11 protein-coding genes are annotated in these 14,672 nt (G+C 54.4%); 10 read left to right on the forward strand and 1 reads right to left on the reverse strand.

What is annotated here, in order from left to right; all coding sequences use genetic code 11:
* The first annotated feature begins 19 nt into the window (after positions 1–19).
* The 10 genes from B5G33_RS14330 (at position 20) to B5G33_RS14375 (ending at position 14,059) form a co-directional block, all read left to right on the forward strand.
* On the forward strand, positions 20–454 hold the full coding sequence (locus tag B5G33_RS14330) for a PrgI family protein (RefSeq protein ID WP_087418139.1): 435 nt from the start codon (positions 20–22) through the stop codon (positions 452–454).
* Complete coding sequence (locus B5G33_RS14335; RefSeq protein ID WP_204247398.1) at positions 354–2,825, forward strand: VirB4-like conjugal transfer ATPase, CD1110 family; 2,472 nt, start codon at positions 354–356, stop codon at positions 2,823–2,825. Before B5G33_RS14330 ends, B5G33_RS14335 begins: the two co-directional genes overlap by 101 nt.
* Before the next feature lie 45 nt (positions 2,826–2,870).
* Complete coding sequence (locus B5G33_RS14340; protein ID WP_087418140.1) at positions 2,871–5,558, forward strand: CD1108 family mobile element protein; 2,688 nt, start codon at positions 2,871–2,873, stop codon at positions 5,556–5,558.
* Between the two features lie 18 nt (positions 5,559–5,576).
* Positions 5,577–5,822: a DUF4315 family protein gene (locus tag B5G33_RS14345; RefSeq protein ID WP_087418141.1), complete on the forward strand. Its 246-nt coding sequence runs from the start codon at positions 5,577–5,579 to the stop codon at positions 5,820–5,822.
* Entirely contained in the window at positions 5,812–6,996 is a 1,185-nt protein-coding gene (locus B5G33_RS14350) for a DUF4366 domain-containing protein (protein ID WP_087418142.1), read from the forward strand. Before B5G33_RS14345 ends, B5G33_RS14350 begins: the two co-directional genes overlap by 11 nt.
* Before the next feature lie 49 nt (positions 6,997–7,045).
* On the forward strand, positions 7,046–11,962 hold the full coding sequence (srtB, locus tag B5G33_RS14355; RefSeq protein WP_087418152.1) for a class B sortase: 4,917 nt from the start codon (positions 7,046–7,048) through the stop codon (positions 11,960–11,962).
* Between the two features lie 65 nt (positions 11,963–12,027).
* On the forward strand, positions 12,028–12,510 hold the full coding sequence (locus tag B5G33_RS14360; protein WP_087418143.1) for a hypothetical protein: 483 nt from the start codon (positions 12,028–12,030) through the stop codon (positions 12,508–12,510).
* Positions 12,471–12,896, forward strand: a complete 426-nt coding sequence (locus B5G33_RS14365; protein ID WP_242974710.1) for a hypothetical protein — start codon at positions 12,471–12,473, stop codon at positions 12,894–12,896. The genes B5G33_RS14360 and B5G33_RS14365 overlap by 40 nt, the downstream gene beginning before the upstream one ends.
* Positions 12,883–13,656 carry an FAD-dependent thymidylate synthase gene (locus tag B5G33_RS14370; protein ID WP_275532820.1) on the forward strand — a complete coding sequence of 258 codons (774 nt, stop codon included), beginning with the start codon at positions 12,883–12,885 and terminating at the stop codon, positions 13,654–13,656. Before B5G33_RS14365 ends, B5G33_RS14370 begins: the two co-directional genes overlap by 14 nt.
* A 16-nt stretch (positions 13,657–13,672) precedes the next feature.
* The gene (locus tag B5G33_RS14375; RefSeq protein ID WP_442856610.1) at positions 13,673–14,059 is read left to right on the forward strand and encodes a dUTP diphosphatase; all 387 of its coding nucleotides are present in this window, start codon (positions 13,673–13,675) and stop codon (positions 14,057–14,059) included.
* Between the two features lie 144 nt (positions 14,060–14,203).
* Here the strand turns inward: B5G33_RS14375 and B5G33_RS14380 are convergent, their stop codons facing one another.
* Positions 14,204–14,518, reverse strand: coding sequence for a helix-turn-helix domain-containing protein (locus B5G33_RS14380; protein WP_087418146.1), 315 nt, complete (start codon positions 14,516–14,518; stop codon positions 14,204–14,206).
* Positions 14,519–14,672 lie beyond the last annotated feature (154 nt).

Below are 14,672 nucleotides of genomic sequence, written 5' to 3' on the forward strand. Positions count from 1 at the left end.
GATCGGAGGTGACAATGAAATGCCTTATGTACCCGTACCTAAAGACTTAACCAAAGTCAAGACCAAAGTAGCCGCTGGCCTGACAAAGCGCCAGCTTATTTGTTTCAGTCTGGCCGCGCTGGTGGGGTTGCCGGTATATTTCTTTACCCGCGGCGCCATTGGCAATTCGGCGGCGGTGCTCCTTATGATCGGCCTGATGATGCCCTTTTTCTTCTTTGCCATGTATGAGAAGGACGGGCAGCCTGCCGAGAAATTGCTGAGGAACCGGCTCCGCTATAAGCTCTGGCCGAAGAACCGTCCTTACCGGACGGAAAATCTCTATAAATCTATATCCAAAAAGGAGGTATCACAGATTGCCAAAAACCAAACAGCAGGAGGCGCAGGAAAAACGTCTGCAAAGAAACGTAAAGCAGGCAAAAAAGACCCGCGCCGAAGCAAGAAAGGCAGGAAGTAAAACTGCCTCTCCGGCCGGGCCGAAGAAAAGGCCCGGCTTTTTTTCCGGGCTGAAAGCGGACGCCCCGCAGACGGTCCAGCAGAGTATTCCCTATAAGGAAATGTACCGGGACGGTATCTGCCGTGTGAGCGGCAATTTTTACACCAAGACGGTACAGTTCTTTGATATTAACTACCAGCTCGCGCAGGCGGACGACAAAGCGCAGATTTTTGAGGGCTACTGCGATTTTCTCAATTACTTTGACGCCTCGATCCATGTGCAGCTCACTTTCATCAACCAGCGGGCCAATATGCAGGACTTTGTTCGGAGCATAGATATTCCTACCCGTGGCGACGAGTACGACGGAATCCGCAGGGAGTACGCGGATATGCTGAAGAACCAGCTCCAAAAGGGCAACAACGGTCTTACCAAGCGGAAATATATCACGTTTGGGATTGAGGCGGAGGACCTTCGCACGGCGAAAATGCGTCTGGAACGGATCGAAACGGATGTGCTGGGGAACTTCAAAGCCCTGGGCGCGCAGGCAAGGCCCCTGAACGGGCTGGAACGTCTGGAGCTTTTGCACAGCCAGCTCCACCCGGACGGCCAGGAGAAATTTCATTTTAACTGGTCGGATTTGCCGAAAACCGGGCTCTCCACAAAGGACTATATCGCCCCTTCCGGCCTCTCCTTCTCACAGGACGGTAAAACCTTCCGGGTGGGCGACCATTCCGGCGCGGTGTCCTTCTTGCAGATTTTGGCCCCGGAGCTGACGGACCGGCTGCTTGCCGACCTTTTGGACTTGAACGACGCCGTAACGGTGAACCTTCATATCCAGTCTATCGACCAGGCCCAGGCGATCAAGAACATCAAACGCAAGATGTCCGATTTGCAGAAAATGACGATTGAGGAACAGAAAAAAGCGGTCCGCTCCGGCTATGACATGGACATCATACCTACCGACCTTGCCACTTATGGCGAAGAAGCGAAAAATCTCTTGCAGGATTTGCAGAGCAGGAATGAAAGGATGTTCCTTGTGACGGTGCTGGTGGAAAATATCGCCCCGAAGCGCCAAAAGCTGTTTAACGATATTTTCGCCGCTTCCGGTGTGGCGCAGAAATACAACTGCGCCCTGAAACGTCTGGACTTCCAGCAGGAGCAGGGCCTTATGTCCTCTCTATGCCTGGGACAGAACCAGATCGAGATCGAGCGCGGGCTTACCACCAGCAGCACGGCTATTTTCGTACCGTTTACCACCTGCGAACTGTTCCAGGAGGGCGAAGCTTTGTATTACGGTCTCAATGCCCTTAGCAATAACCTGATTATGGCGAACCGCAAAAACCTGAAAAATCCCAACGGTCTGTTCCTGGGTACGCCCGGCAGTGGCAAATCTTTCTCTGCCAAGCGTGAGATCGTCAATGTGTTTCTTCTGACGGAGGACGACGTTATCATAGCAGACCCGGAAAATGAGTATGGACCTTTGGTAAAACAGTTTGGAGACCAGGGGCAGGTCATTGACATTTCCCCTAACTCCACCAACTACATCAATCCGATGGACATTAACCTGGACTATTCGGACGATGAAAACCCGATCACCCTGAAAAGTGATTTTATCCTGTCTCTGTGTGACCTTATCATCGGCGGCAAGGAGGGGCTTTCCCCCATTGAAAAGACGATCATTGACCGCTGCACAAGGCTTGTGTACCGGGACTATTTGCAGGACCCGCGCCCGGAAAACATGCCGATCCTGGGGGACCTGTACGACCTCCTTCGCAAACAGAGCGAGCCGGAGGCACAGAATATTGCCACGGCGCTGGAAATCTACGTCAACGGTTCATTGAATGTGTTTAACCACCGTTCCAATATCCAGATGGATCACCACCGGGTACTGTGCTTCCAGTTGAAGTCATTGGGAAAGGCCCTGAAAGAGATCGGCCTTCTTATCATGCAGGACGCGGTCTGGAACCGTGTTACGGCCAACCGCTCCAAGCATAAGACGACCTGGTTCTATATCGACGAATTCCACCTCCTGCTGAAAGGCCAGACAGGGAGTTTTAGCGTCGAAATTTGGAAAAGGTTTAGAAAATGGGGCGGTATTCCCAGTGGTTTAACTCAGAATGTGAAGGACCTGCTGGCTTCCAGGGAGATCGAGAACATTTTTGAAAACTCAGATTTTATCTACATGCTCAACCAGGCTCAGGGAGACCGGCAGATTTTGGCGAAGCAGTTAGGCATTTCGCCCCACCAGCTTTCCTATGTGACCCATTCCGGCCCCGGCGAGGGCCTTTTGTTCTTTGGCAACGTGATTATTCCCTTTGTGGATCATTTCCCGAAGGACACCCTTTTGTATTCGGTCCTTACCACAAGGCCGGATGAAGTGGCGGGGGCATGAGCGTCGGCAGACCAACAACGATAATTCAGACTGGAGGTGATGGATATGTCCCGTGATAAAGAGTTCAGACGACCCAAAGACGCGGTACGGCAGCCGGCAAGGAAAACAGAAACAGACGTCCGGGCTGGTGAGGTGCGCGGCCAGGATTTTGATCTGCGCCGGGCCCGTGATGCTCCTGTTCAGGAAGATAACCGACATAGAGGAAGGAACCTGTATCAAGGGGGTTCGGAGGACGGCACAGTTCCGGCAGCGGATTCCAGTGTGGATTATACTGCTTCCCGGCAGGCGTCCGGGGATTCTGTTCCGGACAGCCGCGGCGATTCACAGCAAAGCGGGCCGAATTTTTCCGGGCGTGACAGCTTCCGCGAAAGCAGGCAGCAGGATTCCGGCAGGTTTCGGCGCCAGGATGCAGACTTTTCCCGGCGCGGCGGCCAGGAGTTGTCCGGTTCCGGCAGTTCGGAGGCTTCCGCTGCTTCAGATGGCGGCAGTACAAATGCCGGGGAAACACCGGGCAGACGCCGGATGCACCAGCACGGCAACAAATACCAGCAGCGTTTCCAGGAGGCGGCAAAAGCCGAGGAACCCCAGGAGAAACAGCCGGGATCAGCCGAAGGAGAACCAAAACGGCCTTCCAAGCTGGAATTTACCGCTGACGAGCTGCCACCGGAGGCGGCGGATAAAAAGCTGACCCAGGCGAGGCGCAGGGCCGAGCGTATGGAAAAGAAGCTGGAGGACGCCGAGGCGCGTCTGCCTTCCCGGAAAAAACTGCGTATGGAGACGGCTTCCGACCCGGAGACCGGCAAAGCAAAAAAGCGGCTGAAATTTGAGCAGGAAGTAAAATCCCAGCGGGCCCATGTAAAGGGTTCCCTTCCCATGCGCCCGGTAAAGGCGGCTGCAAATACGGCTGTCGGTTACGCGCATAAGAAAATCTACCAGGCGGAGGAAGAAAATGTTGGCGTGAAAGCCGCCCACCGCACAGAGCTTGTGGGTGAGGCCGGGGTGCGCACCCTGTACCACCGCCATAAAACAGCGCCTTACCGCCGGGTGACAAAGCTGCAGCAGAAATCAGCGAGGGCTAACGCGCAGCTTGCCTACCGGCAGGCCCTTTCGGATCACCCGGAGTTAAAGAAAAATCTCCTTGCCCGGATGTGGCAGAAGCAAAAGCTGAAACGGCAGTATGCCAAAGCCGCAAGGGAGGCACAGAAAACCGGAAAGCGGGCAAAGGACGCAGCCGTTACAACGGAAAAGATCGCTGCCTCGGTGGTAAACACCGTCAAGCGCCACCCGGTTATCTGCGGCATTCTCGTCCTTCTGCTTCTGGTGGTATTTCTCATTTCTTCGCTGTTTTCCTCGTTTTCCAATATCGGGACCGGGGGCCTGGGAAGTATCGCCGCCTCTACCTATCTGGCGGAGGATCAGGACATCAACAACGCGGAGCTTATCTATACCGAGTGGGAAACAGACCTGCAAATGGAAATAGACCGTGTGGAAACAGACCGGCCCGGTTATGACGAGTACCGCTATAACATCGGCGCTATCGAGCATGACCCCTATATCCTGATGGGCTATCTCACTTCTGCCTATCAGAATTTTACCTATGAGCAGATCGAGGGCGTCCTGCGGCAGCTTTTCAATGAGCAGTATTCCCTTACCTTTACGGAGGAAACGGAAATCCGCTACCGGACAGAGACCCATGTTGACCCGGAGACCGGCGAGGAAACCGAGGAAGAAGTGCCCTATGAATGGCACATCTTGAATGTAAAGCTCACGGCCACGCCTCTTGCAAACCTGGTGGTACAGCGCATGAGCTCCGAGCAGAAAGAAATCTGTGAGATTCTATTGCAGACCAAGGGCAACCGGCAGTATGTGAAAAATGTCTTTGGAATAAACTGGCTGCCCTATGTCACCAGCTACTACGGCTACCGGGTACACCCCATCAGCGGGGGAAAGGACTACCATACCGGTGTTGACATCGGCATGGCCCAGGGCACGGAAATCTTAGCCGGCCATGACGGAACAGTGACGCTGGCAGGAAACGCAGGCGGCTACGGCCTGTGTGTCGCCATTGAAGGCGAGGCTTACGAGGGGCATACCCTTACCACGAAATACGGCCACTGTTCGCAGCTTCTTGTGTCCGTGGGTCAGGAAGTAAAAGCCGGGGATGTGATCGCAAAGGTCGGCAGCACTGGCAATTCTACCGGGCCGCACCTGCACCTGGAGGTATTGGTGGACGGGCAGTATTTAAACCCGCTGTATTTTGCAGATACCGGCGATACCAACAGTATCGGCCTGCCAGACATTGGCGCGGGCGGAGGCGGCAGCTACTTTGATTACGATATTCCACCGGAGGCCCTTGCGGATGAACAGTTCGCGGCCATGATCGCGGAGGCGGAGAAATACTTAGGCTATCCGTATGTGTGGGGCGGTGCAAGCCCTTCCACTTCCTTTGACTGTTCGGGCTTCGTTTCCTGGGTAGTCAACCATACCGGCTGGAACTTCGGACGGCTTACCGCGGATGGGCTTCTAGGCGTGTGTACGCCTGTATCGAGCGCGGACGCAAGGCCCGGCGACCTGATTTTCTTCCAGGGGACCTATAACACCAGCGGCGCGAGCCATGTGGGAATCTATGTGGGTAACGGAATGATGATCCATTGTGGGGACCCGATCTCTTACGCAAATATCAATACAAGTTACTGGCAGAGCCACTTCTACACCTTTGGCCGTCTGCCTTAACAGAATGGAGGTAACAAATTGAACCCTAAAATTGAAAAACTGGCAAAAGACATTGAAAAGACCAAGGCGAAGATCGCGGAGCAGCAGGCCAGGCTCCGGGATTTGGAGAAACAGAAAACGGAGCTGGAGAACACCGATTTTGTGGCGGTGGCCCGCAGCTATCACCTGACGCCCCAGGAATTGGCCGAATTCTTAAAAACGCGGCAGATGGCGTCCGTACAGGAACCTTCGCCGCAGGAACAGGAGGAAGTGCATGAGGACTAAACGAATCTCTCTCCTTGTGGCGCTTGTCTTTCTCATAGGCGCCATGACCTTACCCATGACGGCTTTTGCCGCCGGTGACAAGGACACCACGCCGCCCACGCTTACGGCGGTGCTGGATGAGGAAACCGTAAAGATCGTAAGCAGCGACGACAATTCCGGCGTGGAGGCTGTCTATATCGACAAGACCCGTGTAAATTCCCTTGTAGACGGGAAAGCCTCTGTCTCGCTGAAGGATTATGCCGGCACGGATAAAAAAGTGAGCGTCTATGCGGTGGACTATGCCGGGAACCGTTCTGATACCGTGAAGTTTGACAACCCCTATTATAAGGAACCGGCGCCCACGGAAAAACCGGCTGCCCCCACGCAGGCGAGCCAGAGCAGCACACCGGCAACGAAACCGGCGCAGACCCCGGCAGCTTCTTCCGGCAGCACGGGCACCGGCACCCAAAGCGGCAATTCCGGCAGTTCCAATACGGGAACGGCTTCGGGCGGCACAAACTCCCAGGGCGGCAGCTCCGGCAGTACAGGAAATTCCGGCACACCGGAACCCACCACTTCCTCCGTCCCGGATGGTGCTTTCACCCCGGAGGGAACCGGGACCGTGCTGGACAGTGCAACCGGCGAGGATGGGGATAAACAGTTTTACACCATTACCACCGAGGCCGGGAATGTGTTCTATCTTATCATTGACGGCAAGCGTGACGACAACAACGTGTATTTCCTGAATGGCGTTACCGAGGCGGACCTGATGGCCCTTGCGGAAAAGAATGATGGCAGCGTGAGCGTGATCCCGGCTGCGGATGTCTGCACCTGTAAGGAAAAATGCGAGGCCGGAAAAGTCAATACCGGCTGCCTGGTCTGCAAAAATGACTTAAACGGCTGCATCGGGAAAGAAAAGCCGGCAGAGCCGGAGGAACCGGCTGAACCGGAACAGTCGAAGAAAGATACCGGCAGCGTCGGCACGATTATCTTTATCATTGTTGCCCTGCTTGCAGTCGGAGGCGTCGGTTACTATGTGAAGATCGTGCGCCCGAAGCAGCAAGCGGCGGACGAGGACGAATTTGACGAGGACGACGGCTACGGGGAGGGCTTTGACCCGGACGAGGCTTACGGCGAACCGGAATATCTCTCCGAGGATGACTTTGAGGATAGCACCCATGAGGACGGCGAGTAATGCGCCGTCCTTACCTATTTTATGAAAGTGAGGTCTTTCTATCGTGAATATGAAAACAAACACACACCGCCGCGGTCTGCACAGGATCGTGGCATTTTTACTCTGCGCGGTATGCGTCTTTAGTCTGCTCCCCGCCCAGGCGTTTGCGGCAGGCGTGGGCCAGAAAGCAAGCTCCTGGCTGGGCGACCAGTATGTAGGGTCTGACGGGCAGCATTATTACGCGCCTGCACCCTATACCTTTCTTGCCTATCATTCGGATGGCACAGTAGATGTCCGCACCAGTTCCGGCGGCAATGCCTACCGGCACTATATGCTGACGGATTCAGAAGGTATCAGCCATCATGTTTACTGTGTGGAGAGCGGGATTGCCTATAACACTTCCGAAAATACCTATACTTCGGAGAATGGGACCAACAGCGATTATCTGAATATGCTCCCTTCTGCTGCCAAGCGCGGCATTACCCTGACGGCGATCTATGGCTGGAAACCCGGCGCCTTCCTTCCTGTTTCCGGGATCAATGAGGACGATTATAAGATTGCGACGCAGATCATCCTCTGGGAATACCAGCAGCAGCTTCGGAGCGACCCCTACAGCAGACACAGCAACGGCCATGCTTCGGCGGACCAGTATTACAGCGTGGTTGCCGGGCGTCCTGCGGAAAAGGCATACAACTGGATTCTGGAACAGGTGGCGTCCCACTCCACCGTCCCTTCCTTTACTGCAGCGAATAAGGGGGATGCCCCTGTTCTGGAACTGAAATGGGACACCAGCAGAAAGGTCTATACCCTGACTGTTACCGACACCAACAACCTGAATATTGACCTGGAAATGCTTTCCGGCAGCGGCGTGACCGTGAGCAGGAACGGCAACCAGTACACCTTCACCAGCAAAAACATGATTATGGACCCGGTTTCTTTTAAGTTCAGAAAAGATATTCCGGTTGCCAATGATATGCTGATCTGGGGCAGGCCCGGCTACCAGACTATGATGACCGGCGCCAGCGACCCGGTTTCCTTCTTTATGAACATCAAAACGGAGACCTACGGAACCGCAAAGATCGTCAAGACCAGTGAGGACGGCATTGTGTCCGGCATTTCCTTCCGCATTTCCGGCACGGATATTTTGGGAAATGAAGTCAATGAGACTGTTACTACCAGGGATAACGGCCAGGTGGAAAAGAAATTCCTGCCCGGCACCTATCTGGTGACGGAAATCCCGGTTGACCGCTATGTGACCCCTTCCGCACAGTACATCACCATTGAGAGCGGCCAGACTTCTTCCGTCCATTTCAGCAATATCCTGAAGAAATTCCGTGTGCATGTGGTAAAGAGCGACGCGGACACCGGGACCGCCCAGGGCGACGCCACCCTTGCCGGGGCGACCTATGGGATTTATTGTGGTGGCGATCTGGTAGATACCTATACCACCGGGCCGGACGGCAGTTTTATGACCCGCTACTATGTCTGCGGCGATAGCTGGACGGTACGGGAGATCGAGCCCAGCACTGGCTACCTTTTGGATGATACGGTCTACGAGGTGGGCGCTTCCCCGACGCTGTACGAGGTGGAGCTGAACACCACGGAAAACCAGGTCACGGAAACCGTGATCTATGGCAATATCCAGCTTGTAAAGCATACGGACGACCCGGACCCGGATGTGTCCAAAGATGAAAATACGGAAGAACCGAATGAGGGAGTGATCGAGCGCCCGGAGGCCGGCGCTGTCTTTGAAATCTACCTGAAGGCGGCGGGCAGCTATGATGCGGCGAAGGAAAGCGAGCGCGACCTGCTCATCACGGACAGTGATGGCTTTGCTTCCTCCAAAATGCTCCCTTACGGCCATTATACGGTCCACCAGGTAGCCGGTGAGGATGGAAAGGCTTTTATCCCGGATTTTACGGTATTTATTTCCGCAAACGGCCAGACCTACAGCTATATCCTGAATAACCGCACCATTACCGCAAGGCTCAAAGTGGAGAAATGCGACGCCGAGACCGGGAACATTATTCCGATGACCGGCACCGGCTTCCAGATCAAGGACCTTTCCACCAGGGAATTTGTCACCCAGGAAATTTTCTACCCGAACCCGGAGACCCTTGATACCTTCTATGTTTCGGACGAAGGCTGGCTCATGCTGCCGGAACCTCTGCATACCGGGGATTATGAGCTTTATGAGGTGGCGGCGCCTTACGGTTATGTCCTTTCCAGTGAGCCCGTGCCGTTCACTATTGACGGCAGCGAGGCGGTTGTGACCGTCACACAGTACAACATGCCCCAGAAGGGCCAGCTCACCATTACAAAGACCGGCGAGGTGTTCGCTTCCGTCCAGGAAAACGGCGGCCTGTATCAGCCGGTGTATGAAGTGGCCGGGCTTCCCGGCGCGGTCTATGATGTGATCGCTGACGAGGATATTTATACCGGCGACGGGACCCTCCGAGTAGCAAAGGACACGGTTGTAGAGACTCTTACCACCGGGGAAGATGGAACCGCCACAAGCGGGCTTCTGTACCTGGGCCGTTACCGTCTGGAAGAACGGCAGGCGCCGGCTGGCATGGTCGTAAATGCGGCCCCGGAATATGCGGAGCTGACCTATGCAGGCGAGACCGTGGAGATCACGCAGACCGCCGCATCCCTGTATGACGAGCGCCAGAAGGTGGATGTGGCCCTGTTCAAAGCCCTGGAAACAGACGAGCTTTTCGGGCTTGGCATAAATGAGGAATACAAGGACATTTCCTTTGGCCTGTATGCTTCCGCTGACCTGACGGCGGCGGATGGCAGCGTGATCCCGGCAGGCGGGCTTCTGGAAGTGGTCTCCGTTTCCGCAAATGAGGCGGGCGGCTATGACGCTTGCTTTGATTCCGACCTTCCTTTTGGCAGCTATTATGTGCAGGAGCGCACCACCAACAGCGCCTATGTGCTTTCCGATACCAAATACCCGGTAGTCTTTGAATATGCGGGCCAGGAGGCGGCGCTGGTACAGATTCTTGTCAATGAGGGTGAGGCTGTTCCCAATGACCTGCTCCGCGGGCACATTGACGGCGTGAAATATGGCGAGAGCACAGACGGCAGCGAGGATGTGAAGCTGGCCGGCGCGGTGATGGGCCTGTTTACGCCTGATACCGAGGAATTTACCGAAGAAAACGCGCTGCTTACCGTAACCACCGGCGAGGACGGCAGCTTTGCCTTTGAAAATATCCCTTACGGCCACTGGATCGTAAAGGAAATCTCCGCTCCCGCGCTCTATACGGTGAGCCCGGAGGAACACCATATCTATATCGGTGTGGACGGACAGACAATCGAAATCCGTGTGGATGATACCCTGATCCGCGGACGGGTACAGCTCCATAAGACCGAGGCGGTGGATGAACCTTCCTCTGTGGAGAGCGACAAAGAAAATACTTTCCTGCGCTTCCTCTCCGGCGCGGTGTTTGAACTGTATGAGGACACCAACAGCAACAAGGAGCTGGATGCCGAAGATACGCTGGTCGGCACCCTGAAAGAGACAGACGGCGGATTCCACATGGCGGAGAATCTTCTGGCTAAGGGCTATTTCGTAAAGGAAAAGAAAGCGCCGGAGGGCTACCAGCCTGACGAAAAGGCGTATTACTTTGCGATCACCGAGGACGGCCAGACCGTTGTGATCGAAAACGGCGAGGCAGGCCGGGGCTTTACCAATGAGGCATACCGCGGAAACCTGAAAATCACCAAAGATTCCAGTGACGGACGCAAGGACGGCTTTGCCATTGAGGTCAAGAGCGCGGACGGTTCTTACTGCGAGACCTTCACCACACCGAAATCCGGCGTGATCGAGGTCAAGGGGCTGCGCGTTGGCATTTATACCGTAACCGAGCTTTCTAACCGAGCAAGCAAGGACTATATCATTCCTGACGCGGCCACGGTGGAGATCAAGGCGGACCAGACCGCAACGGTCCAGTTCTTTAATGAGAAACCGGAAGAACCGGAAACTCCTGATAATCCGAAAACACCGTCCAAGCCTTCCACACCGTCTAATCCTGATAAGGCAGTACCGCAGACCGGGGATGACAATTTTATTTTCCTGTACGGCGGCCTCCTGGCACTGGCCCTGATCGGCGGCGGGGTGTTTGCTGCCCTCTATTTCAAGAAAGGAAAATACAGCAGACAGACCTCCAGGACAAAGTCTGCGGGCATTGCAGTCCTCTCCCTCTGCGCGGCACTGGCGTTAGGCAGCGGCTTCCTGATGGTCCGTGACCTCTGCCAGTACAGCGAAAGCGCCGGGGCTTATGATGACCTTGCGGGGCTGGTGGAGCTGCCGGAACTGCCGGAGCAGACCGAAACGCCGGAGGATATGGAGACCGGGATGGCGCCCGCTGAAACGGAACCTGCTGGGTCAGCCCCTTCCGTGGTCCTTCCTGCGGTGGATTTTGAATCTTTGCGGGAAAGCGGGCCGGACATCATCGGCTGGCTGAACCTTCCCGATACGGTCATCAACTACCCGGTAACGCAGGCGGACGACAACGAGTATTACCTGCACCACCTGTATGACGGCACCTACAATAAGGTGGGATGCCTGTTCGCGGATTATGAGAACAAGGCGGATTTTTCTGACCGGAACACCATTATTTACGGCCATAACATGCGGGACGGCTCCATGTTCGCAGTCCTGAATGAGTATGACGAGCAGAGTTACTTTGATACCCATAAGCAGATGTACCTTGTGACCCCGGAGGGCGGTTATCTCTGTGAGATTTTCGCGGCGTTTGTGGCAAAGCCTTCCGAATCCGGCAGCGATACCTCTCCCTGGCGTCTTAGCTGGAAGGATGACGGCGCTTATACGACCTGGCTTACCGCTATGGCGGAGCGTTCCGTTGTGGAAACGGACGTCACGGTGACAAGCAGCGATAAGGTGCTGACCCTTTCCACCTGTACGCCCGGAGGCGCGAGCCGCTTCATCGTCATGGCAAAGCTGGTGGAAGTAAACAACTGAACAGACTGAAAACCGGTGCGGGGGCATGTGCTCCCGCACCAGTCATTTACAAGGAGGATTTTTCTATGGTGAATACCATTGTTTCAATACCCGGCTATGTGCATCTGTACCGCTCCCTTCTTAGGTTTTACGACATGCCGGAAAATGAGATCAGGGAAATGCTGTACCTGCTGAACACGGCCAACCTGGACTGCTACGAGTATTACCACCCGGAGCGGGAACTGGTTGAAAGCGGCCCGGTAGCCTTCTGCCACTGGCTGGAGACGATGGACTGCCGGCCCTACCGCACGGAGGTACAGCTTTACAAGTCGCTGCTGTTCCTACAGCGCAGCGTGGACCGTGACCTGATCGTGACCTCCCAGCGGGAGGCATTGCAGACGCTTAAATGTATTATCTCCAATATCGAATACCGCTTTTACAAGGCTTATGAAATGGAGATCGAGGACAAGCGGACCGTTTACGGGGAATGTACCTACCGGCTGGTCCCCAGGGAGGACGAGCCCAGCGTGTGCCTGATGCACGACTGGATTTATCTGCCGAGCGCGTAAATGGTCCCGGATTCTATACAGGATTCGGGACAAATCCATTTTCAAAGGAGGGATGCCTTATCACACAGAAAGAGGTCATTGCCGTTTTTGACGGGCAGGTGGCTCTATGCAGGGAAATCCTGCAAAAGAAAACAAAGGAATACACCGGGGACGATACGGACCGGCTGGGAGCTTTCAAGGCTGCCGCTGCATTGCAGCACACGACACCGGAGTGTGCCCTTGCCGGGATGCTGGCAAAACATATCGTTTCCCTGTATGACATGTGCTTTGCCGATGGCGTGAGTTTCGACGCCGGCACATGGGACGAAAAGATCACAGACAGTCTTAACTATCTGTTTTTACTGAAAGCGATTGTAAAGGAGGGACAGACCAATCAACAGAATTGAAGTAAAGGTTTTGAACTGCCAGGCGGTGGCGGAGGCCGAGAAAAACATGGTGTTTGCGGCCAGACTTACCCAGCGCGGGCATAAGATCAATACAATGGAGGACCTGACGGCGCTTTATGAAAAGTCGTTCAGCAATGATACCGTAACAGCGATCAGCAAGCTCCCGCACCCCACGGTCCAGAAATTCGCGGTCATTACCGTTGCCATTGTAGGCGCAAGCAGGCGTTTCCTGGCACAGATCACCAGGCACCAGAACGAAGTAAAGTTTATGAGCGCGTCCTTACAGTACAGCAACTATGCGGGGCAGGCAGACTTTGCCGTACCCTATGAGATTTTGACTGCGCCGAAGGCAATTCAGGAAATGTATCTGGAAAGCTGTAAATCCGATATGGATTGTTACGAAGAACTGTGCGCGGCAGGGATCGGGCACGATGCGGCGGGCTATGCCACGCCCCAGGGCCTTAGAAATGTGCTGATTATTAGTGCCACGCCTTACCAGTGGAAACATATCATCGGCCAGCAGGTATGCCGGCGCAATACGGACGAGACCCGGATCGTGCTCCTGAAAATCTGGCAGGAGCTTTTTTCGTTGAGCCCGGTACTCTTTGCTCCCGATCTTACCGGCCCTTTCTGCCAGAGGGATAAATGCCTGGAGGGGAAAATGAGCTGCGGAAGAAAGATCGCGGGCAGCATGACGCCCGGCGGGATTTTGGCAGCGGATTACCCGGTGCTTATGGAAGGCGGCGCCCATGAAGATTAAGCTGATCGATTTTGGTGTGCCGGAGGGCCAGAGACCCTACCGGCCACATGGGAACGATGCCGGTGCGGATGTGTATATGCCTTATGACTGCACCTTACAGCCCGGTGAGATCGCAAAAATCCCTCTGGGATTTGGGATCGAGGTGCCGGATGGGTTTGCCGGATATGTGTTCCCCCGCAGCAGCATGGCCGTCAAAGGGCTGGTCTGCGAGCTGCCGCCTGTAGATTCCGGCTACCGCGGGGAAATCCACGCGATCCTTAGCAATGTGAGCAGCCAGATGCGGCATGTTCCCAAAGGGTCAAGGATCGGCCAGCTCGTCATTACGCCGGTAGTAATCGCGGATTTTGTGACGGAACTTGGGGAGCAGCGTGGCACCGGAGCCTTTGGCAGCACCGGGAAATGATAAAAATGTAGCAGGAATTTGAACCGTCAGACAAAAGGCGGATCATTTTAGGACAAAACAGGGATTATCGCCGGTATAGGGATTGGACATTATCAGGAGATTACCGGGTACAATATTAAGAAAAGCGGCCAACTGCTGGCCGCTCTACCGTTTGCTATTGAGTTCTTTCATAATGCCGAGAATATATTCCATTGATTTTGAGTCCAGTTTTTTGGCCTCGGTTATAAATTCCTGTAGCGTCTGCGGGCAGGCATTTCCTTCATCAAAGAATTCCTGGGGTGTTACGCCGAGATATTCGCAGATGTAGAAAAAGGACTGCATGGCGGGAAGTGACTTCTTATTCTCAATATTATTGACGTAATTGTTCGCCTGACCCAGTGACAAAGACATGTCACGGGCAGATACACCCTTTAGCGCCCTTAGCTTTGCCAGCCGTTCCGGGACAAAATCTTCATACATCATAGTCACCTCCTTTTACATAATAGATTGTACCTTACAGGAGCTTCCTGTATAATACAAATATAGGGAATTCCACGAAAGGTGGTTGAGAAAAAAAGATACCTCAGAGTAAAATAAGATTTGCTGACTTTGCTGGTTAGTACAAATCCTATAG

This window comes from Blautia sp. An81, from assembly GCF_002161285.1.
In the GTDB taxonomy this organism is placed as follows: Bacteria; Bacillota; Clostridia; order Lachnospirales; family Lachnospiraceae; genus Blautia; species Blautia ornithocaccae.

Excerpts from the sequence above, each read along its gene's own strand:
- B5G33_RS14340 (WP_087418140.1), top strand. The coding sequence starts at position 2,871 with ATGTCCCGTGATAAAGAGTTCAGACGACCCAAAGACGCGGTACGGCAG.
- B5G33_RS14350 (WP_087418142.1), top strand. The coding sequence starts at position 5,812 with ATGAGGACTAAACGAATCTCTCTCCTTGTGGCGCTTGTCTTTCTCATA.
- B5G33_RS14330 (WP_087418139.1), top strand. The coding sequence starts at position 20 with ATGCCTTATGTACCCGTACCTAAAGACTTAACCAAAGTCAAGACCAAA.
- B5G33_RS14380 (WP_087418146.1), bottom strand. The coding sequence starts at position 14,518 with ATGTATGAAGATTTTGTCCCGGAACGGCTGGCAAAGCTAAGGGCGCTA.
- B5G33_RS14360 (WP_087418143.1), top strand. The coding sequence starts at position 12,028 with ATGGTGAATACCATTGTTTCAATACCCGGCTATGTGCATCTGTACCGC.
- srtB (WP_087418152.1), top strand. The coding sequence starts at position 7,046 with ATGAAAACAAACACACACCGCCGCGGTCTGCACAGGATCGTGGCATTT.